This window comes from Caballeronia fortuita, from assembly GCF_001544835.2.
Lineage (GTDB): Bacteria > Pseudomonadota > Gammaproteobacteria > Burkholderiales > Burkholderiaceae > Caballeronia > Caballeronia fortuita.
On sequence record NZ_FCNX02000005.1, the window covers coordinates 239887 to 264335 of the forward strand.

Here is a 24449-nt window from a genome sequence, read left to right on the forward strand (position 1 = left end):
GCCGCTTAAAACGTGAGTCCCGGCGACACGCTCGCCGGCATCTGCAGTTGCGCGCTTTCCACCGACGCCATCGGATACGAGCAATAGTCCGCCGCGTAGTACGCGCTCGGCCGCTGATTGCCCGAACGCCCGATGCCGCCAAACGGCGCCGCCGACGATGCACCATTGGTCGGCCGGTTCCAGTTGACGATGCCCGCGCGGATCGTGCGCTGGAAGTGCTTCCAGAGCGACTCGTCGTCGGCGAGCAGGCCCGCCGACAGCCCGTACGCGGTGTCGTTCGCGCGCTCGATGGCTTCATCGAACGTCTTGTAGCGCGTGAGTTGCACCATCGGGCCGAAATGCTCCTCGTCGGGGATGTCGCGCGCGTTCGTCACATCGAGGATCGCGGGCGAGACGAAACCGAGGTTCGCCGCGCGCTGCGTCATTTCGAGCAGCGGCTTCGCGCCGGATTCGATGAGACGCGTCTGCGCGGCAACGAGACGCGCCGCCGCGCGCGCCGAAATCACCGCGCCCATGTACGGCTGCGGCTCGTCGTCGTATTTGCCGATGCGGATTTTCGCGCTCACATCCACGAAGCGCGCGATGAAGCGCTCGCCGGCCGCATCGTCGGGAACGAAAAGACGGCGCGCGCATGTGCAGCGCTGCCCCGCCGACAGAAACGCCGATTGAATCGCGTGATGCACGGCGGCATCGACATCCTCGACGTTCGCGACGACGAGCGGATTGTTGCCGCCCATCTCCAGCGCGAGCACAATTTCGGGACGCCCGCCGAACTGTTTGTGCAGAAGTGTTCCGGTATCCGAACTGCCAGTGAAGAACAGTCCGTCGATCTGCCGATGATTCGCGAGCGCGACGCCCGTATCCTTTTCACCCTGAACGAGATTGAGCACGCCCGCTGGCAATCCCGCCTGAATCCACAGCGCGACGGTCGCGGCCGCGACGCCGGGCGCGAGCTCCGACGGCTTGAACACGACCGTATTGCCCGCGATCAGCGCCGGCACGATATGGCCGTTCGGCAGATGCCCCGGGAAGTTGTAAGGCCCGAACACGGCGACGACGCCATGCGGACGATGCCGCAGCACCGCGACGCCATCGGCCATCGGCGCGCGTTTCTCGCCTGTGCGCTCGTGGTAGGCCTGCGCGGAGATATCGACCTTCGCGGCCATGGACGCCACTTCCGTGCGCGCTTCCCATAGCGGCTTGCCGGTTTCGCGGCCAATCGCGTGCGCGAGCGCTTCCTTGTTCTCGTTGAGCAAGGCGGCGAAGCGTTTGGCGACCGCAACGCGTTCATCGAGCGGCAGCGCCGACCAGGACGCGAACGCGCGCCGCGCCGACGCCACCGCGCGATCGACGTCATCCGCCGATGCGCTCGCACCGTGCCACACGGTTTCATCGGTGCCCGGATTGCGGGACGCGAACGCCGCGCCCGCGCCTGCCTGCCAGTCACCGCCGATATACAACTGGTTCGAAATATTCATGTTCTCTCTCGTTCACTTCGCGCGCGGATACGATGTCAGCACGCGCACCGGGTCGCCATCGTTCACGCGCAATGCCGCCGCTTCTTCCGATGTCAACGTGAAATATCCACCGACGACCGCGCCCGTCGTCGCGCCGCAGCGAAAATCGCCCAGCGAGGTATTCGATACGAGACTCTTCGCATCGCTGTCCGCTTCGTTGCGAGCGCCAATACGCGCGCTCGCGATCACGCTCTCGCGCACCGTGCGCAAGTCCGCGATGTGACATTCGAGCACGGGGCCGGCATCGAAGATATCGACGTGATTTTCGTAGCGCAGCCCTTCCGCCTCGAGCATCTTGCGCGCGGGCGCGGTGTCCCTGTGCGTGACGCCGACCGCGTGTTGCGCGGCTTCGGGCAGCAAGTCCAGATACACCGGATAGCGCGGCATCAGTTCCGCGACGAAGGACTTCTTGCCGTGCGAGCTCAGGTAATCCGCTTCGTTGAAATCGATCTGATAAAAATGCGAGCCGACCGCGTTCCAGAACGGCGACTCGCCGTTTTCGTCGAAATGGCCGCGCAACTCCGCGCACAGGCGCTGCGGAAAGCGGTCGGCGAATTGCGCGATGAACATGAAGCGCGATCGCGACAGCAAGCCGCCCACGCCCGCCGTCCGGTAACGCGGGCTCAGAAACAGCGAGCACACTTCCGCGTAGCCGGTCAGATCGTGCGAGATGTTGAGCAGCGACATGCGCGTCCATACGCCCATGTCCTGGCTCGCGTGCACGACCGTCGAGACGCGATAGTTGTAGAACGGCTGCTCCAGCCCGACTTCCGTTTCGATGCCGCACACGCCCGCCACGTCGCCGGTTGCGGTGTCTTCCATCACGAAGAAATAGCCCGCTTCGAAGGCTTGCGCGCCGCCGTCGAGCGTGCGGCGCGCGCGTTCGACACGCGCCGCGAGCGCGCCGCGATCGGGTTTGAACGTGGTGAGGCCCGGCCCTGTTTCCTGGGCGAGCGCGACGAGCGCATCGACATCGCCCGGCTGCGTGCATCGCACGACGATCATTGCAATTCTCCCGATGCCTGATGCAGCGGCACGCAACGCACCGCGCCCTTGTCTTCCACGCCGAGCGCCTCGCGCGCGGCTGCCGTCAATGCGGCGCCGTCTGCACGCGTGCCCGCAAGTTGCGCGACGATGCAGCGAAACGCATGCGCGCCGCCCGCCGCGACGAGATACGGCGCGCCGCTCTCGGCGGCAGCTTCGCGCACCGTGCGCAACTCGCCCGAACTCGCCGATGCGCTCTTGTCGACGGCAATCGTCAGCACCGGGCCGGCATCGAAAATATCGACGTAACGATCCGGCTCGAAGCCTTCTTCGAGATGGATGTCGTACGCGAGCAGCGTGCTTTCGTTCGGCTCGCCGAGCACGCACTGCGCATCGCCCGGCAAGAGCGGCACATAGAGCGGATAGCTCGGCATCACTTCCGCGATGAACGTGCGGCTGCGTCCGCCCGATTCCGCTTCGACCTGCTCGAAGTCGCGGCCGAAGAACTTGCGTCCGACCGCATCCCAGAACGGCGACGCGCCCGCGTCGTCGGTGACGCCGAGCATCAGCGAGAAGACTTCGCTGGAAAAGCGCTTGCGGTTCGCCGCGATGTAGATCATGCGCGCGCGCGACAGCAGATGCGCGGCCGCCTGATTCGCTTCGTCGCGCAACGACGGATCGATGTAGAAGCCCGTCAGACGGCTCTTGCCCGTCAGCTCGTGCGACATCGTGAGCGCGTGAATCTTGCGATTCACCTTGAGCTCGCGCGACGCGTGAATCAGCGCGTCGTTGCGAAACGCATAGAACGGCTCGGAATAACCCGCCGACGCGACGATGCTCGACGTGCCGAGGAGCTTGCCCGTCTGCGCATCTTCGAGCACGAAGAGATAGAACTCCTCGCCGGGAAATTCCACTTCCGCGCGAAACGAATCTTCGGACAGCGCGACGCGCGTTTCGAGCGCGCGGCGGTCGCGCGGCAGCGAATGCAGCACGGGCAGCGCGGCGCGCGCCATGCGTTCGAGCTCGTCGAGATCGGACAGTCTTGCGGGGCGGACGAATAGCATCATCGGAATACGCCGGTTATTTGACCGAAGCCGTGCCTGCGACCTGCGCGATCGCCTTCTCGATGCGCGCGAAGCCTTCGTCGAGATCGGCCATCGGCATGATGAGCGAGGGCGCGAAGCGCAGCACGTTCGGCCCCGCGATCAGCATGATGACGCCGTTGGCCGCTGCCGCGTTGAGCACGTCTTTCGCGCGATCCTTGTAGGCGTCGTTCAGTTCCGCGCCGATCAGAAGGCCGCGTCCGCGAATCTCCCTGAACATGCCGAAGCGCTCGTTGATGCGTTCGAGATGCGCCTTGATCGCGCGGCTGCGCTCGTTCACGCCTTCGAGCAGCTTCGGATCGCTGATCAGTTCGACAACCTTCTCTGCGATCGACGCGCCCAGGGGATTGCCGCCGTATGTCGTGCCATGCACGCCCACCTTGAAGTGCGCGGCGATCTCGTTCGTCGTCAGCATCACCCCGATCGGAAAGCCGTTGCCCAGCGCCTTCGCGCTCGTGAGGATGTCGGGCGTCACGCCGTACTGCATGTACGCATAGAAAGTGCCCGTGCGGCCGACGCCCGTTTGCACTTCATCGAAAATGAGGAGCGCGCCGTGCTTGTCGCAGGCTTCGCGCAAGCCCTCCAGAAACGCGGGATCGGCGGGCAGCACGCCGCCTTCGCCTTGCACCGGTTCGACGATCACCGCGCACGTCTTCGGGCCGATGGCTTCGAGCGCCTTCGGCAAATCGTTGTACGGCAGATGACGGATGCCCGCGGGTTGCGGACCGAAGCCTTCCGCATACTTCGGCTGCCCGCCGACGCTCACGGTAAAGAACGTGCGGCCGTGGAACGACTGCGTGAACGAGATGATTTCGATCTTGTCGTCGCCGTGATTGTCGATCGCATAGCGGCGCGCGAGCTTCAGCGCCGCTTCGTTCGCTTCCGCGCCCGAGTTCGCGAAGAACGCGCGGTCGGCGAAGGTGAGATCGGTCAGGCGTTTCGCGAGGCGCAACACCGGCGCGTTGGTGTAGCCATTGCCGATATGCCAGAGCTTTTCACCCTGCTCGTGCAGCACTTTCAGCAATTCCGGATGACCGTGGCCCAGCGCCGTCACCGCGATGCCGCCGGCGAAATCGACATAATCGCGGCCTTCGGTGTCCCATACGCGGGAGCCGCGGCCCCGGTCGGGCACGAAACTGGCCGGCGCGAACACCGGAACCATTACCTCGTCGAACGTACCGCGATTCACATTGATGTCCGTCATGAGCCACTCCTCGGTTTGAGCATTACGTCGATATTAGGCAATCGCCCGCGATCCGTCTTGCGCGTTCGCGACATCCTTCGATGAGCTTTCCTGCGGATTTCGCGCAGCATCTATGCCGCACCGGGCGGCTCGATCAGCGCACCGCCGCGCGGTTCGTCGATTGCGCCGCCGCGCTGCTTTTCGATCCAGTTGCGGCGCTCCTCGCGCGGCGTCACGCCGAAGCGGTCGCGATACGCATTCGAGAAATGCGCCGCCGATGAAAATCCGCACGCGAGACTGATCTGCACCACCGATTTGCTCGTGCGCTGCAATTGCGTGCGCGCCTTCGTGAGACGCAGATTGAGGTAATACTTCGACGGCATCGCGCCGAGATATTGTCGAAAGAGCCGCTCGAGCTGCCGGCGCGAAATGCCGACGAGACTCGCGATTTCATCGGTCGCGAGCGGATCTTCGATGTTCGCTTCCATCAGTTGCAGCGCGTCGTTCAGGCGCGGATGTCGCTCGCCCGGCGCCGTGACGAACGGAATGCGCTGACGCTCCGTGCCCGCGCGCAAGGTGCCGATGCCGAGCGAATCCGCAATGCGCTCCGCGAGATCGGGGCCGTGCTCGCGCGCGATCATCGCAAGCATGAAATCGATGCTTGCCTGTCCGCCGGAGCATGTGGCGCGGTCGCGATCGATTTCGAAGATTTGCTGGCTGACGATCGCGCGCTCGAACTGCTCGGTGAATTGCTGATAGGTTTCCCAGTTCACCGCGACGCGATATTGCGCGAGCTGCCCGGCCATCGCGAGCCACCAGACGCCGTGATGAATGCCGGAGACGAGCGGCGTGCGCGGCGCGACGCGCGCGAGGCTCGCGAGAAAGAGCCGGTAATCGGCGAACTGCTGGTAGCGCTCCGACACGACGATCAGCCAGTCGCAACGCACGGCGTCGTTGAACGCGCAATCGGCGGGAAGCTGCGCGCCGCCCGAGAGCGGCACGGGACGGCCGTCCCACGAACAGATGCGCCACTCGTAGAGACGATGCCCATCGATCTCGTTGGCGAGCGCAAGACTGTCGACGATCGGCCCGATGCCGCTCATCGACACCGGCGGCAACGCGACGATCGCAACTTGCTGGGTCACGTTATGCGATCACGTTATTTGAGGCTGCCCGACAGGAACTGGCGCAGACGCTCGCTCTTCGGCGCGCTCAGCACTTCGGACGGCGCGCCCTCTTCCTCCGTGCGTCCCTGATGCAGGAACATCACGTGATTCGACACGTTGCGCGCGAAGCCCATTTCGTGCGTGACGACGATCATCGTGCGGCCTTCCTCGGCGAGACGCTGCATCACTTTCAGCACTTCGCCGACAAGTTCGGGATCGAGCGCGGACGTGGGCTCGTCGAAGAGCATGACGTCGGGATGCATCGCGAGCGCGCGCGCAATTGCGACACGCTGCTGCTGTCCGCCCGACAAGTGCGACGGATACTGCTTTTCCACACGCGGCGGCAGGCCCACTTTCTCCAGATACTCGCGCGCGCGTTCCTCCGCTTCCTTCTTCGACACGCCGAGCACGTGAATGGGCGCTTCCATCACGTTCTCGATGGCCGTCATGTGCGACCACAAGTTGAAGTGCTGAAACACCATCGCGAGCTTCGTGCGCACGCGCTGCAACTGCTTGTGATCCGCGACTTCGAGATTGCCGGCCTTGTCGGTTTTCGTGCGCACGGCTTCGCCATCGACGATGATTTGCCCCGCGTTCGGCCGCTCCAGAAAGTTGATGCAGCGCAGAAACGTGCTCTTGCCCGAGCCGCTCGCGCCGATGATGCTGATCACGTCGCCCGCTTTGGCCGCGAGCGAGACGCCCTTGAGCACTTCGTTGTCACCGTAGCGCTTGTGAATGTCTTCGGCGACGAGCTTGGTCGCGACGTCTTTGGCGGTTGGCTGCAACGCTTTCTCCTCGGGTGATGACAGGGTGTGATGCATGGCTTCGAATTTTGCCGCTCGTCAATGCCGGACAGCGCGCGCCGCGCCCGCCGGCCGCAGATACGCGAGCCAGCGCCGCTCGGCGCGCCGGAACGCCGCGACGAGCGCGAACGAGATCGCCACGTATAGCAGCGCCGCGATGCCGAACGATTCGAACGACTGATAGGTCGCCGAGTTCGCATCGCGCGCGACCTTCAGGATGTCCGGAACCGTGGCCGTGAACGCGACGGTCGTCGCGTGCAGCATCAGGATCACTTCGTTGCTGTACAAAGGCAAGGCGCGCCGCAGCGCGGACGGCAGGATGATGCGTCGATACATCGTGAACGTGCTCATGCCGTAGGCGCGCGCGGCTTCCACTTCGCCGTGCGAAATGCCGCGGATCGCGCCGGCGAAGATTTCCGTCGTATAGGCGCACGTGTTGAGCGCGAACGCGAGGATCGCGCAATTGAAGCCGCTCTTGAAGAACGCTTCGAGAAAGGATTGCGAGCGGACGAATTCCAGGCTGTACATGCCGGTGTAAAGCAATAGCAGTTGCACGTAGAGCGGCGTGCCGCGAAAGACGTACGTGTAGATGCGCACGGGCGTCGACAGCCAGCGGTTGCGCGAGACGCGCGCGCAGGCGAGCGGCACCGCCGCGCAAAAGCCGAGCGCGATCGACGCCGCGAGCAGCCACAACGTGACGACGAGACCCGAGGCGCGCATGCCGTCGGAATAAAGAAATGGACGCCACCATTCGGCGAAGATCTGGATCATGGCTTGTCGCTCGCTGGCAGAGGTCAGAGTTCGGCGTGCCGCACGCCGATCGAATAACGGCGCTCGAGCGCCATCAGCACGAGATTCGATGCGCTGGTTATCGCGAGATAGATCAGCGCCGCGATCAGGATGAAGAAGAACATGTTGAACGTGCTCTTGCCCGCGTCCTGCGCGGCCTTAACGACATCCGCGAGACCGATGATCGACACGAGCGCGGTCGCCTTCACGAGCACCTGCCAGTTATTGCCGATGCCCGGCAGCGCGAACCGCATCATCTGCGGGAACAGAATGCGGCCGAACACGCGCATGCCGCTCATGCCGTAGGCGCTGCCCGCTTCGAGCTGGCCGCGCGGTACCGCGAGAAATGCGCCGCGAAACGTCTCGGTGAAATACGCGCCGTAGATGAAGCCGAGCGTGAGCACGCCGGCCGTGAACGGATCGATGTCGAACTGCGCCCAGCCGAAGGCATCGGTGACATTGTTGACGGCGATCTGGATGCTGTAGAAAAGCAGCAGCATCAAAACGAGATCGGGCACCGAGCGGATGAGCGTGGTGTACGCGGTCGCGACCGCGCGCAAAGGCGCGTGACGCGAGAGTCTCGCGGATGCCCCGGCGAGGCCGAGCAGCACCGATACCGCAAGGGACAGCACCGCGAGCGCGAGCGTCTCTTTGGCGCCCGCCCAAAGGAGCGGGCCGAAGCCGTACAGGATCAAGAGTCGCCTCCATCGTCTTTCGTTGAAAGCAACGGGGCGCACGAAAGACGCGCCCCGGCGATTGGCGGCGATACTCGCAAGCGAAAATCAATCGCTCAATTGTGACGTTGTGTACTTGTTGCGATGCAGCATGACTGACATGCGCGCGATTGCGGGACGGGGCGCCCGCCGTGCAACGCGGGCCGCGCGCGATACGGAGGAAAACCCGCATGCGCGCGGCATCCGGAAATTGCGCTTTTTAGGTCGCATTTTCGATAGACCGCGCGCCGGTGGTTCAGACGCTGGCGACTTCCCGCACGCGCTGCGCGACCTGCCCGTTCGCCACGGCGATGTCCGGGCTGTCCTGCAGCAAGGGCAGAAAGCGTTCCGCGAACGCGGGATCGCGCGTGGCGGCGCTGAACATGTCGACGACGGCCTTTGCGTGCGCAATGCGCGCGTCAGCGGTGGCTTCCTCGTCGTCGAGGACGTCGTCGATGGCCGCGATCAACGTCGAGAGCGGCGTAAGCCAGCGGTACGCCGAGCCGTTGATCACGATCTGCAGGAACTCGCCCGGCGACACCGGCCCGAACTCGGCCTCATGACGCGCGCGCAGATGTGCGAGCACGCTGCGATGAAGCGTGAGCAGCGGATGGCGCACGTCGCGCAGGAAAGCGGTGGCTGTCTGGTCGTTCAGCGGGTTCGTCATGATCGCCTCTCTTTAGGAAACATCCCAGATGAGGACGATTAGACGCCGATCAAGCGCCGCGCGTCCTGCCCGCGTAGCGGATGAATTCGGCGGCGGTGAGCGGCGCGGAAAAGAGCCAGCCCTGCCCGAACTGCGCGCCGCGCGCGATGAGATACGCGGCCTGCTCTTCGCGCTCGATGCCTTCGGCGACCACCTGCACGTCGAGCGTCGCGGCCATGTCGATGATGTGCGACGCGACGCTGCTCGACGCCGCGTCCTGCCCGACCGTATCGACGAAAGACTTGTCGATTTTCAATCCGTCGATGCGAAAGTTCTGCAAGTGCGAAAGGCTCGAATAGCCGGTGCCGAAATCGTCGAGATAGACGGCGTGGCCCGCGCCGCGAAAGGCGCTGATGACTTCCTTCGCGGCATCGGCATCGAGAAAGCTGCGCTCGGTCGCCTCGATGCGGATCTGCTCCGGCCGCACGCCTTCCCGCGCGAGCGCGGGACCGAGCACGTCGAGGAAACGGTGCGTCGTGAGGTCGGACGCGGACAGGTTCACCGACACGTAATAGTCCGGGTAGCGCTTCAGGAAATCGCCGAGTTCGAGCAGGATCGTGTCGAGCACCTGATCGGTAATCGCCTGGATCAACCCGCGATGCTCCGCGAGCGGGATGAAATGATCGGGCCGCACGATGCGGTTTTGATACTTCCAGCGCACGAGCGCCTCCGCCCCGACGCAGCGCCGCGTCGACAGATCGACGATCGGCTGATACGCGACGATGAACTGATGCCGCCGCACCGCGTCGCTCAACTGGCCGCGCGGCGACAAGCGGCGCACGAAGAAGAACGCCGCCCAGCTCGCCAGCGCGAGTCCCGCCACGATGCCGCCGAGCAGCCAGCCCCACGGCAGCGTGCGCAGGCGCTGGCGCATCGACTGATGCGGCGCGCTCACGACGACCGCGAGCGGCATCGAGGCGGACCGGCGCACGACGTAAGGCGAATCGTCGCGCACAGGCGGTGCGGTGCGATACACGGAGAGGATCGCGTTGGCGTCGGTGGCGGGCGTCGTCGCGATCACGCGGCTCACTTCCGTGTTGATGACGGCGACGCCGCTCGCGACCTCGTCGCTGGCGGCGAGCGTATCGATGTAAAGCGCGGGATCGGCGGCGATATAGAAACCGTTGCGGCCCATGACGAGGGATGACTTGCCACCGGGCAGACGCGACAGGCCGTACCACGCGACGACGCCATCGCGCGAGCGCCAGTCGGGCGGCGGCAGCGTGAGGCCATCGAGCACGCCCGCCGACACCGCGCCGAGCAGCGACGAACATTGCCAGCGGCCGTTGCGATCGTAGGCGCCGGCATCGCGCACCTGCTGATGCGTGAGCGTGATGCGCCGCAGTTCGTTCAGATACGGCGGCGTGCAAGGCGCGGCGGCGACCTTGCCGATCTCCCCGAGCGCGCCAGAAAGACGGCGCGTCACGTCTTCGGCACGAGAGAGCGCGGCGGCGGCGACCGTGTTCAGCCGTTCCGCTTCGTCATGCCGCTGGCTGCGCTGTGCGAACAAAAAGCCGATCCCCGCCGGCGCCAGTGCCGCGATTCCCACGATGACGATCAGAAGCGCCGCCAGCGCCCCACGTTGGATTTTGTTCATTGCGTGTTATGGACCGCGGCGCGAGGCTTCGCGCGCGCGTTTTCTGTTCCCTGCTCGACGCCATCGGCCCGCGCTGCGCCGTTCCCGTGAGAGTCTCGGACAAACGACTTAGTGTAGGGGCCGCGCATCGCCCGGTTCAACGTTTTCTTTGCCCGAAAGCTGCCCCTGTTGGTGGTCTTCCGCACGGCCCGCGCACGCTTTTTTTGCCGTCGATGCACCGTGCGAAAATGGCCATACCAGAAACCGCACGATCCTTGCATCGAACGACAGATATGGCCTCACACGATTCCGCTTCGGCACACGTGCGCGACGCCGCGCCCGGCGATTTCGACGCCATCGCGCGCATCTATTCGCATTACGTTGAAAACGCGCTAGCGACCTTCGAAGAGACCGCTCCTTCAGCCGACGACCTGCTTGCGCGTCACGCAACGATCAAGGCGGCGGGCCTGCCGTATCTCGTTGCAGAGTTCGATGGCCGGATCGCGGGCTATGCGTATGCGTCGGCGTATCGGCCGCGCTCGGCTTATCGACATACGATCGAGGATTCGGTGTATGTCGCCGATGGCAACGGCGGCCGCGGCATCGGCCGCGCGCTGCTCACGGCGCTCATCGAACGATGCGAGCGCGGACCGTGGCGGCAGATGATCGCGGTGATCGGCAACAGCGGCAACGCCGGATCGATCGCGCTGCATGCGCGGCTCGGCTTCGAGCATGTCGGTGTACTGCGCGATGTCGGCTTCAAACACGGACGCTGGGTCGATACCGTGCTCATGCAGCGCGCGCTGCAACCAACGCCCGACGCCACGGCATGAACGGCCGCGCCGAGCGGCTATGATTCGACATCCGCCTCACGTGCCTTTGCCGCTTTGCCAACGTACACACTCGCCGCGTCCGTCCGCGCGGAAATCGACATCCGCAAGAGCCGCTTCATCGCGCTCGCGATTCCCGTCGCCGGCCGCGACGAAGCGATGCGCGAGCTCGAGCGTCTGCGCGCCGAGCATCCGGCCGCGACACACGTCTGCTGGGCGCTGCTCGCGGGCGGCCAGTCGGGCATGTCCGACGACGGCGAGCCCTCCGGCACCGCCGGCCGGCCGATCCTCGAAGTGCTGCGTCATCACGAAGTCGATGGCGTGCTGGCCGCCGTCGTGCGCTATTACGGCGGCATCAAGCTGGGCGCGGGCGGCCTCGTGCGCGCCTACACCGATGCGATCGCGACCGCGATGCAACTCGCCGAGCGCGTGGAGCGCATCGAGCGCGGGCTGATCTGCATCGAAATCGACTATGCCGACGAAGCGCGCGTGCGCCGCTGGATCGAACAGCATGACGCCGAGCTCGTGCAAAGCGAATACGGCATGACCGTGCGCCTCGTCGTGCGAATGGCCGCCGCCGCGCGCGAGCCCGCCGCCGCCGAGTTGCGCGATCTGACCCATGGCCGCGCGGGTGTCGAGGTCCGCTCATGAGCGACGACGAGCCGCGCGCGTTCGCGATGATCGTCGAGCCCGCCGGGCACTTCGTGGCCGTGAAAAGCGGCGAGACGCTGCTCGAAGCCGCGCTGCGGGCGAGGCTTTCGCTGCCGCGATCGTGCCGCAACGGGACGTGCCGCGCGTGCATGTGCCGGCTCGTCGATGGCGAGATCGCGTATCGGATCGAATGGCCGGGGCTTACCCCCGAGGAGAAAGCGGAAGGCTGGATACTGCCGTGCGTCGCGCTCGCACAGTCCGATGTGACGATCGCGCAGCCGGACGCGCGCGAAGCCGTGACCGATCCGCGCCCTGCCCGCTCGCGCGGCTTCTGAGCGCGGGTATTTCGGGATTGTCGTCTCGATTCAACGACCTACGATGTGATTCCCAAGTCCGCATATGCATGCTTTCGTACAAAGTGCGTGCAGGGTCACTCTCAAAAAGTGTACAATTGCGTTTTGCCCTAAATTCTGGCAGGGCCAGATCAACCGAGATTTCAATGACTAAAGTACTGTTGAAAGAGAACGAGCCTTTCGACGTCGCCATGCGTCGTTTTCGCCGTACCGTCGAACGCACGGGCCTGATTCAAGAACTCAAGTCGCGCATGGCTTATGAAAAGCCGACCACCGAGCGCAAGCGCAAGAAAGCTGCTGCTGTTGCTCGTCTGCGCAAGCAGATCCGTCGCGCGCAACTGCCGAAGAAGTTCTATTGATCGACGCCGGGCCTTACGCTCGCGTCCGTTTCAGCAAGATCGGCATCGCAATTTGAGATCGATCGGGTCGCGGTTTCGCGCGCAGGTCGCGTGAAAGCTCGCGTAGTTGCGCACTATCGGTTGCGCCCCATCGGTCGAAGTTGGCAAGATCGCACAAGGCCTGCATGAGTGAACGCTCACGCAGGCTTTTCGTGTTTGGGGTGGTGGTTTTGGGGTGACTGGAGTACGAGTGCGACGTGAGGGAAAGAAAAGAGAACGCAGAAAAGCAAAGAGCCCGGCCGAACCGGGCTCTTTGCTTTTTGAAACTGGTTGCGGGGGTAGGATTTGAACCTACGACCTTCGGGTTATGAGCCCGACGAGCTGCCAGACTGCTCCACCCCGCGTCTGAAGAATTAAATTATAGACTGAAGCATTCTGCAAAGTCAAACGTTGTTCGTGCTTAATTTCGTCGTCGGCTGAATTCTCACGTCGACGGCCTGCTCCACCGCTCGCTGATGCGCCCGCGACAAACTGCCGAGCACCGGCAGGAGCGCCATCGCGACCGCCGCGCCCGCCGCCGCGACCCATCCGAGTCCCAGGAAAAGATGCGTATAGAGCGGCAGCGATTGAATAGGCTCGAGATTGCCGGACGGCATGCGCGCAAAGTTCGCAACGACGCTGCCGAGATATTGCGACACGCCCACCGCGACGAAGTACGCGCCCATCATGAAACCGCTCATGCGGGCCGGCACGTAGCGCGCGATCATCGCGAGGCCAAGGCCCGAAACGAGCAGTTCGCCGAGCGAATATAGCCCGTAGCCCGCCACCATGAACCACGACGACACACGCCCGTCCACCGCGTAGCGTCCGCTCAGGCCGAACACGAAGAAGCCGACCGCCACGACGACGAAACCCAGCGCGTACTTCGCGGCCACCGGAATGTCGCGGCCGCGTCGCGCCTGGCGCGTGTAGACGAACGCGAGAATCGGGCTCAGCAACATGATCCAGATCGGATTGAGCGCCTGGAACTGCGCCGCGCTCCATGTGAACAGCTCGACGCCGCCGATCGTGAACGATGGATCGACATTGCGCAGCGCGAACAACGTGAGCGACGTCGACATCTGCTGATAGAACACGAAAAAGAGAATGACCTGGAGCGTGAGGATCAGCGCGGCGGCGAGGCCCGCACGCTCGCCGCGATCGCACTTCGTGAGCATGTAGCCGAAGATCGCGAGAATCGCGACGCCCGCCGCGTAGACGCACGCAACCGCCACCGTCTTGTGCTGAAGGATGAACACCGTCGACGCCGCCAGCGCAATCCCGCCCGCCGCCACGGCGAACGCGTGCTTCCAGCGGATCGGCTGATCGTCCGGAGCGGAGCCGATCTGCGCGAGCGTGCGCCGCATCATCGCGAAATTGAGCAACCCGAGCAGCATGCCGCCGCAGCACACGGCGAACGCGGCGTGCCAGCCCCAATGGTCCTTGATCCACGGCGTCGCGAGCATCGAGAAAGTCGAGCCGATGTTCACCGCCATGTAATAAATCGTGAACGCGCTGTCGATACGCGCATCGTCGCCCTCGTAGATGCGGCGCACGAGATTCGCCGCGTTCGACTTGAACAGCCCGTTGCCGACGACGATCACGCCGAGCGACGCATAGATGAAGCCGAGCGTGTCGATGGGCAGCGCGAGCATCAGATAGCCGAGCGCGAGCACGACCGCGCCCGCGGCCATGCTGCGGCGCGCGCCGAGCACCTTGTCGCCGATCCAGCCGCCGATCGCCGGCGCCGAAAACACGAGCGCCGTAAATGCGCCCCAGGTCAGATTGGCGTGCTCGTCGGCGAAACCGATCTTGTCGATCATGAACAGCACGAGCACCGCGGCCATGCCGTAATAACCGAAGCGCTCCCATATTTCGATCAGAAAGACGGTCGTGAACGAACGCGTCTGCGAATTGCCGGACGAGTGAGTAAGCATCGGAGAAAAATCCTTCAAACAGCGTTAGGCGATTCGGCCAGCTTCACGGGGGCGATCGCACTAAATGACAAAATGAACGAGATATGCGCGTTGTTCCGCGAAACGATTCGGGATATACGCGGGCGATTATCCGTGGCAAGCACGCGATTATCGCAAATCCGGCAGATTCGCTTGATATCGAGCAGTGAATCAACGCGTGACGCGCTGCGAAATGTCGCCCGGTCTCACGCGGCCGGCCGCCGCACGAATGCGAGCATGACGCCGAAACCGATCATCAGCGCGCCGCTCACGCGATTGAACCAGATGAGACCGCGCGCGCTGCGTGAGAGCGAACTCAGATGCGCGCCGAGCGCGGCGTAGATGAAAATCGCCACGAATTCGAGCAGCAGAAAGGTGGCGCCGAGAATCGCGAAACTCGTCGCGTATGCATTGCGATCGACGAATTGCGGAAAGAACGCGGTAAAGACGAGTATCGCTTTCGGATTGCCCGCCGCGACCCAGAATTCCTGTTTGACGAGCCGCGCGATACTCGCCGGACCGCGCGCCGCGCTCTCTTCTTTCACGACGAGCGCCGGTCCCGAACGGATCAGCTTCACGCCGATCCAGACGAGGTACGCCGCGCCGGCGAACTTGATCGCGGTAAAGAGCGTTTGCGACGCGAGCAGCAACGCGCCGAGTCCGAGTCCTGCGATGGCGATCATGATCGCGAAAGCGACGATCCTTCCGAACGACGCCAGCACCGATGCGCGCACGCCGTCGCGCGCACCGTTCGACAGCGACAGCACGTTGTTCGGCCCGAACGCCATGTTGATGGCGAAGCACGCGGGCAAAAAAATCGAGAAGGTCTGGAGCGACATGGGACACCTGCTGACCAGCGGAAGCGAGACCGCTAAATTAGCATGGGCGCGACACGCTCAGAACCCTCAGAAACGATGACGGATGCCCGTGCTCAGCATCAACTGATTGCGCCCGCTCGACGGATCGTTGCTGTTGATCACCGCCGGCGCGCCCGCTGACGCGCGCTGATAGATCGACTCCAGATATACGTCGGTGCGCTTGGAAAGCAGATAGTCGACCTGCAGCGCGCCCTCATGCCAGTGCGCGCCGCCGCCGTTGGTGTACACGTACATCCCCGAAATCTGAATGGCCGGCGTCAGCTTGTAGATGCCGTTGATTTCATAGTTGTTGAGCGCGAGCGACGACGTCGGCTCACCGGTGTCGGCATCGGTGACGCCGGCGTTGATCGCGCGCGAGAACGCGCCGCTCAGCGTGAACTCGCCGATCTCATAACTCATGCCGACGCCGAACGTGTTCTGCCGCTGCACGTTCGCGTTGTAGACCGTGTTGTCCGCGCCCGGCAGCGCGAGCGAATCATAAGCGCCGCCCGTCGCGCTGCCGCGGCCGTTGTTATGCAGGTATGCCGCGCCCGCGTTGAATGAGCCCGCCGAATAGCTCGCCCCGACGCTGTACGCACGGTTGTCCGCGAACGCGCCCGCCTGATTCGAGAATGCATAGAGGCCGCCGAAGCTGAAGCCGCCATAGTTCGCGCTCGTGTATTTGACGGAATTCGAGGCGAGAAACGAGTTGTTCGCGTTGTCGTTGTCTAGCACGTGCGCGAACGCCGTGCCGCCCGTGTTGCCGGTCAGCGTGAAGCTCTGAAAGTAATCGTGGATCGAATCGTACTGGCGGCCGAAGGTCAGCGTGCCGAGCGTGTCGGTGCCGACGCCGACGTACATCGGATGATCGTTCAATCCTTCCCCTGTCGCGACCGAAAGACCGCGTTCGAGCCGGAAGATCGCGCGCGCGCCGCCGCCGAGATCCTCGGTGCCTTGCAAGCCCCAGTAACTGCCGTCGATGGTGCCGGTCGTCAAACGATATTGCGAATGGCCGCCGACGTTGTTGACGTACGCGAGACCGGCGTCGAGTTCGCCGTACAACTGCACGGAACTTTGCGCCCACGCTGCCGCGGGCGTGCCGATGAACGCCGCGCACACGGCCATCGATAACGGCAGCGAGCGCGTGCCGGGCGCGGTTGCACGGCTCGAAGAAAACGACGACGCAATTCGGGATGTTTTGCGGCGGATTGGCATTGGAAGGCTCCGCTAGTTCTTGTTCCCGAGATTGTCTTTTGTGCGAAGCAGCTTGTCAGTCGAAACCACGCGCCCGCGCGCATCTGTGTCCTGGAACCAACGAACGACCGTTTTTCGCGCGCGCGCATCTTGCCCGATCGCCGCTCTTCGGCGTAGCCGGCGCGTGCCCGCGCTTGCCGCTAGAATCGGGACGACTTCAGCCAACCCAATCACGCTCATGTCCCCTTCGATTCGCGCCATCGTCACTGGCCACACCCGCGGGCTCGGCGCCGCGCTCGTCGAGCAACTGCTCTCGCAAGGCGTCGAGGTGCTCGCGATTTCGCGAAAGCGCAACGGCGCGCTCGCCGCGCGTCACGCCGGCAAGCTGCACGAAATGGAACTGGATCTCGCCGATACGGCCGCGCTCGCCGATTGGCTATCGGGCGAAACCTTGTCGCGCTTCGTGTCGGGCGCCGGGCGCGTGCTGCTCGTGAACAACGCGGGGATGCTCGCGCCCGTCGGCGCGCTCGCGGATCAGGAACCGGCCGCCGTCGCGCGCGCGGTGAGCGTGAACGTCGCCGCCCCGCTGATGCTCGCGGCGGCCGTCGTGCGGGCGAGCGAGCAATCGGCCGATACGCGCATCGTTCATATTTCGAGCGGCGCGGCGCGCAATGCCTACCCCGGATGGAGCATCTACTGCGCGACCAAGGCGGCGCTCGATCACCACGCGCGCGCGGTCACGCTCGACGGCAGTCGCGCGTTGCGCATCTGCAGCGTCGCGCCGGGTGTCGTCGACACCGACATGCAGGCGGAAATTCGCGGCACCGATCTCGAACGCTTCCCGATGCGCGAACGCTTCGATGCGCTCAAGCGCGACGGCCAGCTCGCCACGCCCGAGGAATCGGCGCGCAAGGTCGTCGACTATTTTTTGAGCGATGCATTCGGCGACACGCCGACCGCCGATGTCCGCGATCTGGCGTGACGATCAGCTAAGTCAAGCCGCTTCGACCGATGCGCGCGCCGGACTGAACGCCGCGCGCGACAACGCGTCCGCGCGAACGTTGCGCGCACGCGGAATCCATTGCAGCCGCACATCGCCGATCTGCGCGATGAGCGCACGCACGCGCGCGGCGTGATGCGCGAGCGAGCGAATGCCCTCGCCTTGCGGCGCGCTCACGTCATCGATCACGACGCGGCTGTCGCCGTGGATCACGACATCCGTTGCGCCTGCACGCGCCGCTGCTTCGAGCACGGCGACGAGCGCGAGATACTCCGCCGCGCTGCTGTCGCCCATGCCGGCCGCGATGCCGATCTCGACTGTTTCGCCGTCCGGCCCGACGAGTACGCCGCCGATGCCGAGCCGCCCCGGATTCGGCAGCGCGGAGCCGTCGAACCAGCCGCGCCATCCGGGCGTTTCAGCTGCAATCTCGCGCGGTTTGCCCCGCTGTGCGCGCCGGACTTCGCGCGCACGCAGCGCGTCGGCGTGACGGATTTGCGCGGCGCGCCGGTCAGCGACGAAATCGCGCAGAGATTGCTCGCCCGCCGCCTTCTGGAGCACGCTGACGAGCGCCGCGTGCTCGGACATCGCAGCACCTTTGGCGAGCCGGCGGCTTTGCATGCGCTCGTTTCTGTACGCGACGGCGAGCAATTCCTCGAAAGCGATCATGAGAGGGCGACGGATTGACGAATCGCGAGCTTAGCAGAGCGTCGTGGAACGGCGTGACGCGTCATGGGTACGGCCGTTGCTGGCGAGAGCGTGTCACACAACCGGTCAGCAAGGAGCGGATCATGAGCGATTCGATGGGAGCGTCTTCGGCAGGCGCGAAAATCGTCGGCAAGGGCGCGGCGACCGCAGCGGGCCCGGGACCCGACGTCATGGCGGCGAGCACGCTCGACGGCAATTCAGTGAGAAGCAGCGACGGCCACGATGTAGGCTCGCTGAAGGAAATCATGCTCGATGTCACGAGCGGACGCATCGCGTATGCGGTGCTGTCGAGCGGAGGCTTCCTCGGCATCGGCGACAAGCTGCTCGCCGTGCCCTGGAACGCGCTCACGCTCGATACCGACAACCACTGTTTCCGGATCGATGCGACCGCCGAGCAGGTGCGCAACTCGCCGGGCTTCGACAAGGATTCGTGGCCGTCGATGGCCGATCACGTCTGGGCGAGCACCGTGCATCAGCATTACGGCCGCGAGCCGTACTGGTCGAGCGACCGCACGAGCGATGTCGGCCCGAGCGGCGCCATCCCGCCCGGCGGCGTGGACGCGCCCGAAGCGGGCGGCGTGAAGCTCTAACGAAAAGGGGAAGCGCCGCCGAGTGGCGGCCAGAATGACGCGCGGCGCCGTGCGCTCGCTCAGTCGCGCGGACGCTCTCCGACCTGAATGTCGGCGCCCTCGGTTTCGTCCATCAGCGCGCGCAGGACGTCGCCCGCGAAGTCCTCGATGGCGAAGTGCCATTCGAGCGAGCCGACCGGGAAGTCGTTCGGGCTGCACTTGCCTTGCGCACGGCGGATCGCACCGACCGAGAGGCTCAGCGCGCGAGCGTGCTGAAAGTGCGGGTCGTCCGAGTCGAGAGACGGAAATTGATCTTTATCCATGACACCCTTAACGGTCCCGGCCGACGAAACTTTAGGCCTCTTGCGAGCGCGCAATCGTTTGCGCGAAGTCGAGTCTGAAGCCACCATGCAACCCTATCGAAATCTCGCCGGCAATTCGGGCGTCGAAGCATTCGACATCCTGCGCGACGGCATCAAAGTGCGCTTCGTCAGCGGCGGAACATACTTGTATGACTATCGCGTGCCCGGTCGCACGCGCGTCGAGGAAATGAAGCAGCTTGCCCGCGCCGGACGCGGGCTAAGCACTTATATTGCGAAGTTCGGTGCGGAGTATGCCGAAAAAATCGACTAGCTGCCGAAGGGGCGATTCTACGCGAGATCGGGAAGTTTTCTTCGGACGAATGAGCGTCTGCTCAGCGCGCGCCCGGCAAGTGCGGCACGCTTTCGTTGACCGTCGAATTGAGTTGATGGAGCTGGCGCTGCATTTTGGTTAATTGCGCCTGCGCGGCGACGCGGCGGCCTTCCAGTTGCGCGAGTTCCTTGCGGACCTGTTGCTGCTTGAGCGCGACTTCCTGATCGTGTGCACTGCCGCGCTGCAAATCGACACGCACCCGTTCGATCTGCGCTTCCGATTCCGCAATGAGACGCGTGAACTGCTCGTTCTGCGCTTCGAGGTGCGCGCGGCGCATTTCCGCGTCGGCAAGACGCATTGCCTGTTCGACGAAATGACGGAACGCCGGCTCGGCTGAATCGATATCGCCGGCCTTGAGCACGCGCCAGATCGCGTCCTCGTGATAAAGCACGGCGTAGTAGATGAGATCGCGCGGATAGAACAAAAGTCCTGCGGAATACCCGAAGCTCTCGAACGTGCGAAAGCGCGTGAGCGAGCCTTGCTGCGAAAGCCATTCGACTTCCGCCAGTTGCGCTGCCTGCAAACTCTTGCCGGGAGGCTGCGTGGCCACGACGGCGGGCCGCAGCGGTGTCACGCGCGTCGAAGGTTGAGTCACTGGGAGGTCGTTGTCTCCGGGCACGTCTTCGGCGCGAAGTTCGGGCGCGGGAAACTGGACTGGATGATTCGCTCTCTGACGCACGAGAAACGATGGTGCATTGTCGAGCAAGCTCCCTCTTCTGCTCAGCAGGCTTTTCACGATGGCTCCCTGGCCGATCCTTCAATTCGGATCAGCGGTGTTACGTTGACGCGGGCGAAGAACGGGCCGCCACGCGTGTTATTCGAATGTCCCGAATGCCGAAGTTTCCCCGCATGACTAAGGACGTTCCTTGGTTATCGCTGGAATAAGCCGTCGAACCCAAGTATAGGCGAGACATCCGACGATTCAAACGATGCGCGAAAGGCGCAGATGCGCGGCGCGGATTCTACGAGAACTTTGGTACAAAAATGGAATGCAATAAAAATCAGACGTCGCTGAGTGAAATTATCGAATGATTATGAATGGCGATAAAATGCCTGCGTACCACTTTTTCGCATTTTCGCGATCTGTGCCGAACGCGCTTTCGACATTAGCGCGACCATGCGCATGATGCGAATGCCTTGCAATCCACATGTGATGCCGGGCGTGCTGGCGACACGCGATTCGAGCGTGCGCATTGCGCCATGCAGTTGGGCGATGTGCACCGGCAGGTCGGGCGCGGCGAAGGCCACGACCGCCGGCAGTTGCGGCGCGCGCCGCCCTTCAGGCGCATGCCGGTTATCCACGAAGAACTCGGCCAGCACGGCGGGCGTGTCGGCCGGTTGCTGCCCATCGTCGCGACCCTGGGGGAAATCCTGAACCGCCTCGAGATAGTAAACCGACGCTTGTTCGACACGTCGCGCAATGGCCGCGCACCGTTGCAGTTTCCAGTTCTCACGCTGACTGACCGACGCGATCAAATCCGCGATGCGCGTGCGCATCTCCGTTTCACGGCGCGTAATCAATGCGTTCAGCATGCGCGCTTCTTCGCCTGATTGATCGCGCAACTGATCGCGCCAATCCAGTAATTCGTTCAGTTTGATCGACATGACATACTCCGTGCGTGCAGACTTTTGAGTCGAATTCAGGCGCTTCGAGATTGTCTGGATCGCGAATTGTAATAGACCGAAGCCTGATCGCCTGCTGAAAATCCTATCCGTTTATCTGTCATTTATCGTCGCTTGAGACATAAATAAGGACAGTCCTAGTCGCGTATCTCCGCGGCACGTTCGATGCTGACAAATCTGTAAGCGGCGCGCCGCGCCGGCCGAAAAGGAGACGAACATGAAGTTCACCACCGTGATCGCTGGCGCGCTTGTCGCGCTTGCCAGCACCGCCGCGCTCTCGCAGGAAATCTCGCGCGAGCAGATGATGCAGCGCCAGCAGCAAATGCAGCCTGGCAAGAATGAGACGATGCCCGCCCCGCGCACGGGCGATGCATCGCAAGGTGGCGTGCAGTCCGGCACGTCCGGCAGCGGCACGCTGATGCAACAGCGCGAGCAAGGCATGTCGCCGGGTCAGGCGCAGGGCTCGCAATCGACCGGAACGATCAAGCAATAGCGTGCTACGCGTGTTTCGTCCACGACGCCGGCCATCTGGCCGGCGCCCGTTGCTCGCTTATGCACTGTTTCGGTGGACAAGGGTGTAGATAAGTCCCGGGGCTCGCGCGCCTATCGCGTTGAAGTGTCATGCGTTTCCACGAACGTCGACGAAAGGCGCCCGCGATAAACCGTATATACTGTTTTCTCCACCTATGCGAGGAGAAAACGGATGAGCACACCGCAAGTCAAGGCGCCGACCAAGAAGGCATTCCACTTCCCCAAGAGCGCCGACGACAAGGCGCCCGACGCCGAGAAGCCCAAAGGCAAAACCAGAACGAAGACGCAGGCGAAGGCAGCCGCGACGCCGGAAACTCGTGCGAAGGCAGCCGCCCCGGAAACAACGTCGAACCCTTCGACGAAGAAGCCCGCCGCAAAGACGCCCGCGGTGAAGAAGGTCGCGAAGACGGCAGTCGAGAGCCAGCCGAAAACCGACGCGAAGGCCAAGCGCGTGAAGAAAGAAAAGGTCGTGCGCGACAGCTTCACGATGCCCAAGTCGGACTATGCAAAAATCGCCGCGCTGAAGGACAAGTGCCAAAAAAACGGCGTGCGCGTGAAGAAGAGCGAACTGCTGCGCGCCGCACTCGCGATGCTCGACGCCGCGCCGGAGAAACGCCTCGTCGAAGCGATCAAGGCGCTCGAGACGGTCAAGACCGGCCGCCCGGCGAACACCTGAACGCGGCGAAATCAGCGGACTCAGAAGAGATTCCTGAACACCCAGTAAAGGCCGGCCGCGAGCGCGATCGACGCCGGCAGCGTCAGCACCCACGCGAGCACGAGGCTGCGCACCGTGCTCCACTGCAGCCCCGAGCCGTTGGCCGCCATGGTCCCGGCGACGCCTGAAGACAGCACGTGCGTCGTCGAGACCGGCAGGCCGTAGGCATCCGCCGCGCCGATCGTCAGCATTGCGACCAGTTCGGCCGACGCGCCCTGCCCGTACGTCAGATGCTGCTTGCCGATCTTCTCGCCCACCGTGACGACGATGCGCTTCCAGCCGACCATCGTGCCGAGTCCGAGCGCGATCGCCACCGCGACTTTCACCCACGTCGGAATGAATTTCGTCGCGTGGTCGAGCTGCTTCTTGTAGTTGTCGATCACGGCGCGGTCCGCAGGCACGAACGCGGGCGTGTTCGCCTTCTCCATCAGGCGGATCGCTTCGGACGCGAGATACATGTTGTTGCGCACGTTATCGACGATATTCTGCGGCACCGCTGCAAGCGATCCCGACGCGCCGACCTGATTCGCGATGATATCGGTTAGTTGCCTGAGCGCGGGCAGCGTCGCGGGCGAAAGCTGGCGCGTGCGGACATACGATTGCACGTCCTCGCGCGCATCGGATGAAGGCGGCGCGCCGTTCAGATACTTCGCGAATGTCGCCGATGCCTCGTGCGCCACGGCGACGAAGTTCTGCGTTTCGGCGGGATTCACCGCCTTGTTGAGCGCGTAAGCCGTGGGCACCGTGCCGATCAGGATCAGCATGATGAGGCCCATGCCCTTCTGGCCGTCGTTCGAACCGTGCGCGAACGACACGCCCGTGCACGTCAAAATCAGCAGCGCGCGAATCCAGAACGGCGGCGGATGATTCTTCTTCGGCTCCTTGTAGAGCGCCGGCACGCGCACGAGCGCCTTGAGCAGAAGCAGCAGCAGCCCCGCGCAGATGAAGCCGACGATCGGCGAAAACAGCAGCGACTTGCCGACGCCCGCGGCCTGCGACCAGTCGACGCCGCTCGTGCCGTTCGGTCCGCGCAAGAGCTGATTCATGAGCCCCACGCCGAGGATCGAGCCGATCAGCGTATGCGAACTCGACGAGGGCAAGCCGAAGTACCACGTCGCGAGATTCCAGATGATCGCCGCGATGAGCAGCGCGAAGACCATTGCGAAGCCCGCGCTGCTGCCGACCTGGAGAATCAGTTCGACAGGCAGCAACTGCAGGATGCCGAACGCGACCGCGCCGCTAGACACCAGCACACCGATGAAATTCCACGTGCCCGACCAGACGACCGCGACATTCGGCGTCAAGGAGTGCGTATAGATGACGGTCGCGACCGCGTTGGCGGTATCGTGAAAGCCATTGACGAACTCGAAACCGAGCGCGATCAGAAGCGCGACGCCGAGCAGGAAGTAAGGGAGAACTGAACTCATCCGGACGGATTCGAGATCGTTCGCCAGATGCAGCCCGACGTAGCCGACGCCGCCGATGAGTATGAGCAGGAAAACGAGGAGACTGGTGCGGCGCGTGCGTTCGCTGACGCCGCCTTGCTGGGGAAATGCGATGTCGGGCATGATCGCCTCGCGCGTTTGCCGTGGCGGAGCAAAGCATACGATTCGTCGACGCTTCCGACTGTGAATCTTTTGTGTCAACAGTTCACGTAAAACTTTCGCCATGCGCAGCATCCACGTGCGCGACGGGCACGAGATCGATTTCATCCGGAATTCCCGGCGCTGTCACACCGGTGACATTCCGCATCTCTAAGTTTTCGGCCAGCATCACGCAATGACCCACCGGCGGGGATGACCGGCGCACACGCGAACAATAAAGAAACGTCGTGCGATACAAGTGCACATTCCGAG

The 24449-nt window shown here is 63.8% G+C and carries 28 protein-coding genes and 1 tRNA gene; 9 read left to right on the plus strand and 20 right to left on the minus strand.

The features are described from left to right. Positions 1-5: 5 nt before the first annotated feature. From astD to AWB77_RS12175, 10 genes are all read right to left on the minus strand, one after another. Entirely contained in the window at positions 6-1478 is a 1473-nt protein-coding gene (astD, locus tag AWB77_RS12130) for a succinylglutamate-semialdehyde dehydrogenase (protein ID WP_061134673.1), read from the minus strand. Between the two features lie 12 nt (positions 1479-1490). After that, positions 1491-2522 (minus strand): arginine N-succinyltransferase, encoded by a 1032-nt coding sequence (gene astA / locus AWB77_RS12135; protein ID WP_061134674.1) that lies wholly within the window; start codon positions 2520-2522, stop codon positions 1491-1493. Continuing rightward, the gene (aruF, locus tag AWB77_RS12140) at positions 2519-3565 is read right to left on the minus strand and encodes an arginine/ornithine succinyltransferase subunit alpha (RefSeq protein ID WP_061134808.1); all 1047 of its coding nucleotides are present in this window, start codon (positions 3563-3565) and stop codon (positions 2519-2521) included. Before aruF ends, astA begins: the two co-directional genes overlap by 4 nt. Before the next feature lie 16 nt (positions 3566-3581). Further along, positions 3582-4808 carry an aspartate aminotransferase family protein gene (locus AWB77_RS12145; protein ID WP_061134675.1) on the minus strand — a complete coding sequence of 409 codons (1227 nt, stop codon included), beginning with the start codon at positions 4806-4808 and terminating at the stop codon, positions 3582-3584. Between the two features lie 110 nt (positions 4809-4918). Continuing rightward, positions 4919-5890 carry a GlxA family transcriptional regulator gene (locus AWB77_RS12150; protein ID WP_244158536.1) on the minus strand — a complete coding sequence of 324 codons (972 nt, stop codon included), beginning with the start codon at positions 5888-5890 and terminating at the stop codon, positions 4919-4921. Positions 5891-5946: 56 nt separating this feature from the next. Continuing rightward, a complete protein-coding gene (locus AWB77_RS12155; RefSeq protein ID WP_061134677.1) occupies positions 5947-6774 on the minus strand; it encodes an ABC transporter ATP-binding protein in 828 nt (275 codons plus the stop codon). A 21-nt stretch (positions 6775-6795) separates the two neighbouring features. Beyond that, entirely contained in the window at positions 6796-7527 is a 732-nt protein-coding gene (locus AWB77_RS12160; RefSeq protein ID WP_061134678.1) for an ABC transporter permease, read from the minus strand. Between the two features lie 23 nt (positions 7528-7550). Next, on the minus strand, positions 7551-8240 hold the full coding sequence (locus AWB77_RS12165) for an ABC transporter permease (RefSeq protein ID WP_061134679.1): 690 nt from the start codon (positions 8238-8240) through the stop codon (positions 7551-7553). 274 nt (positions 8241-8514) lie between these two features. Next, the gene (locus tag AWB77_RS12170; RefSeq protein WP_082852643.1) at positions 8515-8925 is read right to left on the minus strand and encodes a hypothetical protein; all 411 of its coding nucleotides are present in this window, start codon (positions 8923-8925) and stop codon (positions 8515-8517) included. A 49-nt stretch (positions 8926-8974) separates the two neighbouring features. Beyond that, on the minus strand, positions 8975-10561 hold the full coding sequence (locus AWB77_RS12175; RefSeq protein WP_061134680.1) for an EAL domain-containing protein: 1587 nt from the start codon (positions 10559-10561) through the stop codon (positions 8975-8977). Between the two features lie 272 nt (positions 10562-10833). Here AWB77_RS12175 and AWB77_RS12180 point away from each other — a divergent pair, with 272 nt between their 5' ends. From AWB77_RS12180 to rpsU, 4 genes are all read left to right on the plus strand, one after another. Further along, complete coding sequence (locus tag AWB77_RS12180) at positions 10834-11373, plus strand: GNAT family N-acetyltransferase (protein ID WP_061134681.1); 540 nt, start codon at positions 10834-10836, stop codon at positions 11371-11373. Between the two features lie 54 nt (positions 11374-11427). Continuing rightward, positions 11428-12021 (plus strand): IMPACT family protein, encoded by a 594-nt coding sequence (locus tag AWB77_RS12185; protein ID WP_061134682.1) that lies wholly within the window; start codon positions 11428-11430, stop codon positions 12019-12021. Beyond that, positions 12018-12356, plus strand: a complete 339-nt coding sequence (locus tag AWB77_RS12190; protein WP_061134683.1) for a 2Fe-2S iron-sulfur cluster-binding protein — start codon at positions 12018-12020, stop codon at positions 12354-12356. The genes AWB77_RS12185 and AWB77_RS12190 overlap by 4 nt, the downstream gene beginning before the upstream one ends. 164 nt (positions 12357-12520) lie before the next feature. Further along, positions 12521-12733, plus strand: a complete 213-nt coding sequence (rpsU, locus tag AWB77_RS12195; protein ID WP_006999077.1) for a 30S ribosomal protein S21 — start codon at positions 12521-12523, stop codon at positions 12731-12733. Positions 12734-13039: 306 nt separating this feature from the next. Here the strand turns inward: rpsU and AWB77_RS12200 are convergent. From AWB77_RS12200 to AWB77_RS12215, 4 genes are all read right to left on the minus strand, one after another. Then, positions 13040-13116, minus strand: a tRNA-Met gene (locus tag AWB77_RS12200). A 39-nt stretch (positions 13117-13155) separates the two neighbouring features. Continuing rightward, a complete protein-coding gene (locus tag AWB77_RS12205) occupies positions 13156-14688 on the minus strand; it encodes a peptide MFS transporter (protein ID WP_061134684.1) in 1533 nt (510 codons plus the stop codon). Positions 14689-14912: 224 nt separating this feature from the next. Further along, positions 14913-15545: a LysE family translocator gene (locus tag AWB77_RS12210; protein ID WP_061134685.1), complete on the minus strand. Its 633-nt coding sequence runs from the start codon at positions 15543-15545 to the stop codon at positions 14913-14915. 66 nt (positions 15546-15611) lie between these two features. Next, a complete protein-coding gene (locus AWB77_RS12215) occupies positions 15612-16688 on the minus strand; it encodes a porin (protein WP_061134810.1) in 1077 nt (358 codons plus the stop codon). 307 nt (positions 16689-16995) lie between these two features. On the opposite strand from AWB77_RS12215, the gene AWB77_RS12225 reads away from it, so the two are divergent. Next, positions 16996-17739 (plus strand): SDR family oxidoreductase, encoded by a 744-nt coding sequence (locus AWB77_RS12225; protein WP_061134687.1) that lies wholly within the window; start codon positions 16996-16998, stop codon positions 17737-17739. Positions 17740-17751: 12 nt separating this feature from the next. Here AWB77_RS12225 and AWB77_RS12230 read toward each other — a convergent pair whose 3' ends face one another. Continuing rightward, on the minus strand, positions 17752-18423 hold the full coding sequence (locus AWB77_RS12230) for a reverse transcriptase-like protein (RefSeq protein WP_061134688.1): 672 nt from the start codon (positions 18421-18423) through the stop codon (positions 17752-17754). Between the two features lie 122 nt (positions 18424-18545). Between AWB77_RS12230 and AWB77_RS12235 the strand changes: the two genes are divergently transcribed. Beyond that, positions 18546-19052 carry a PRC-barrel domain-containing protein gene (locus tag AWB77_RS12235; RefSeq protein ID WP_061134689.1) on the plus strand — a complete coding sequence of 169 codons (507 nt, stop codon included), beginning with the start codon at positions 18546-18548 and terminating at the stop codon, positions 19050-19052. A 59-nt stretch (positions 19053-19111) separates the two neighbouring features. On the opposite strand, the gene AWB77_RS12240 is transcribed toward AWB77_RS12235, so the two are convergent. Further along, positions 19112-19354 carry a hypothetical protein gene (locus AWB77_RS12240; RefSeq protein WP_061134690.1) on the minus strand — a complete coding sequence of 81 codons (243 nt, stop codon included), beginning with the start codon at positions 19352-19354 and terminating at the stop codon, positions 19112-19114. On the opposite strand from AWB77_RS12240, the gene AWB77_RS12245 reads away from it, so the two are divergent. Continuing rightward, complete coding sequence (locus tag AWB77_RS12245) at positions 19353-19664, plus strand: hypothetical protein (RefSeq protein ID WP_374728687.1); 312 nt, start codon at positions 19353-19355, stop codon at positions 19662-19664. The two genes, AWB77_RS12240 and AWB77_RS12245, sit on opposite strands and share 2 nt — an antisense overlap. Positions 19665-19725: 61 nt before the next feature. On the opposite strand, the gene AWB77_RS12250 is transcribed toward AWB77_RS12245, so the two are convergent. Beyond that, positions 19726-20319, minus strand: a complete 594-nt coding sequence (locus AWB77_RS12250; protein WP_244158523.1) for a DUF2968 domain-containing protein — start codon at positions 20317-20319, stop codon at positions 19726-19728. Positions 20320-20756: 437 nt separating this feature from the next. Beyond that, a complete protein-coding gene (locus AWB77_RS12255) occupies positions 20757-21221 on the minus strand; it encodes a hypothetical protein (RefSeq protein ID WP_244158524.1) in 465 nt (154 codons plus the stop codon). Between the two features lie 343 nt (positions 21222-21564). Between AWB77_RS12255 and AWB77_RS12260 the strand changes: the two genes are divergently transcribed. Further along, positions 21565-21840, plus strand: coding sequence for a hypothetical protein (locus AWB77_RS12260; protein ID WP_061134694.1), 276 nt, complete (start codon positions 21565-21567; stop codon positions 21838-21840). A 210-nt stretch (positions 21841-22050) separates the two neighbouring features. Further along, positions 22051-22554 carry a hypothetical protein gene (locus tag AWB77_RS12265; protein ID WP_061134695.1) on the plus strand — a complete coding sequence of 168 codons (504 nt, stop codon included), beginning with the start codon at positions 22051-22053 and terminating at the stop codon, positions 22552-22554. 20 nt (positions 22555-22574) lie between these two features. On the opposite strand, the gene AWB77_RS12270 is transcribed toward AWB77_RS12265, so the two are convergent. Both AWB77_RS12270 and AWB77_RS35755 read right to left on the minus strand, forming a co-directional pair. Beyond that, positions 22575-24161, minus strand: coding sequence for an inorganic phosphate transporter (locus AWB77_RS12270; protein WP_061134696.1), 1587 nt, complete (start codon positions 24159-24161; stop codon positions 22575-22577). An 82-nt stretch (positions 24162-24243) separates the two neighbouring features. Beyond that, complete coding sequence (locus AWB77_RS35755; RefSeq protein WP_157694802.1) at positions 24244-24435, minus strand: hypothetical protein; 192 nt, start codon at positions 24433-24435, stop codon at positions 24244-24246. Between the last annotated feature and the right edge of the window lie 14 nt (positions 24436-24449).

What these genes read in the sequence shown, in the direction of transcription:
- astD (WP_061134673.1), bottom strand. Translation starts at nt 1,478, where the DNA reads ATGAATATTTCGAACCAGTTGTATATCGGCGGTGACTGGCAGGCAGGC.
- astA (WP_061134674.1), bottom strand. Translation starts at nt 2,522, where the DNA reads ATGATCGTCGTGCGATGCACGCAGCCGGGCGATGTCGATGCGCTCGTC.
- aruF (WP_061134808.1), bottom strand. Translation starts at nt 3,565, where the DNA reads ATGCTATTCGTCCGCCCCGCAAGACTGTCCGATCTCGACGAGCTCGAA.
- AWB77_RS12145 (WP_061134675.1), bottom strand. Translation starts at nt 4,808, where the DNA reads ATGACGGACATCAATGTGAATCGCGGTACGTTCGACGAGGTAATGGTT.
- AWB77_RS12150 (WP_244158536.1), bottom strand. Translation starts at nt 5,890, where the DNA reads ATGAGCGGCATCGGGCCGATCGTCGACAGTCTTGCGCTCGCCAACGAG.
- AWB77_RS12155 (WP_061134677.1), bottom strand. Translation starts at nt 6,774, where the DNA reads ATGCATCACACCCTGTCATCACCCGAGGAGAAAGCGTTGCAGCCAACC.
- AWB77_RS12160 (WP_061134678.1), bottom strand. Translation starts at nt 7,527, where the DNA reads ATGATCCAGATCTTCGCCGAATGGTGGCGTCCATTTCTTTATTCCGAC.
- AWB77_RS12170 (WP_082852643.1), bottom strand. Translation starts at nt 8,925, where the DNA reads ATGACGAACCCGCTGAACGACCAGACAGCCACCGCTTTCCTGCGCGAC.
- AWB77_RS12175 (WP_061134680.1), bottom strand. Translation starts at nt 10,561, where the DNA reads ATGAACAAAATCCAACGTGGGGCGCTGGCGGCGCTTCTGATCGTCATC.
- AWB77_RS12180 (WP_061134681.1), top strand. Translation starts at nt 10,834, where the DNA reads ATGGCCTCACACGATTCCGCTTCGGCACACGTGCGCGACGCCGCGCCC.
- AWB77_RS12190 (WP_061134683.1), top strand. Translation starts at nt 12,018, where the DNA reads ATGAGCGACGACGAGCCGCGCGCGTTCGCGATGATCGTCGAGCCCGCC.
- rpsU (WP_006999077.1), top strand. Translation starts at nt 12,521, where the DNA reads ATGACTAAAGTACTGTTGAAAGAGAACGAGCCTTTCGACGTCGCCATG.
- AWB77_RS12205 (WP_061134684.1), bottom strand. Translation starts at nt 14,688, where the DNA reads ATGCTTACTCACTCGTCCGGCAATTCGCAGACGCGTTCGTTCACGACC.
- AWB77_RS12210 (WP_061134685.1), bottom strand. Translation starts at nt 15,545, where the DNA reads ATGTCGCTCCAGACCTTCTCGATTTTTTTGCCCGCGTGCTTCGCCATC.
- AWB77_RS12215 (WP_061134810.1), bottom strand. Translation starts at nt 16,688, where the DNA reads ATGGCCGTGTGCGCGGCGTTCATCGGCACGCCCGCGGCAGCGTGGGCG.
- AWB77_RS12225 (WP_061134687.1), top strand. Translation starts at nt 16,996, where the DNA reads ATGTCCCCTTCGATTCGCGCCATCGTCACTGGCCACACCCGCGGGCTC.
- AWB77_RS12230 (WP_061134688.1), bottom strand. Translation starts at nt 18,423, where the DNA reads ATGATCGCTTTCGAGGAATTGCTCGCCGTCGCGTACAGAAACGAGCGC.
- AWB77_RS12235 (WP_061134689.1), top strand. Translation starts at nt 18,546, where the DNA reads ATGAGCGATTCGATGGGAGCGTCTTCGGCAGGCGCGAAAATCGTCGGC.
- AWB77_RS12245 (WP_374728687.1), top strand. Translation starts at nt 19,353, where the DNA reads ATGACACCCTTAACGGTCCCGGCCGACGAAACTTTAGGCCTCTTGCGA.
- AWB77_RS12240 (WP_061134690.1), bottom strand. Translation starts at nt 19,354, where the DNA reads ATGGATAAAGATCAATTTCCGTCTCTCGACTCGGACGACCCGCACTTT.
- AWB77_RS12255 (WP_244158524.1), bottom strand. Translation starts at nt 21,221, where the DNA reads ATGCGCACGCGCATCGCGGATTTGATCGCGTCGGTCAGTCAGCGTGAG.
- AWB77_RS12260 (WP_061134694.1), top strand. Translation starts at nt 21,565, where the DNA reads ATGAAGTTCACCACCGTGATCGCTGGCGCGCTTGTCGCGCTTGCCAGC.
- AWB77_RS12265 (WP_061134695.1), top strand. Translation starts at nt 22,051, where the DNA reads ATGAGCACACCGCAAGTCAAGGCGCCGACCAAGAAGGCATTCCACTTC.
- AWB77_RS12270 (WP_061134696.1), bottom strand. Translation starts at nt 24,161, where the DNA reads ATGCCCGACATCGCATTTCCCCAGCAAGGCGGCGTCAGCGAACGCACG.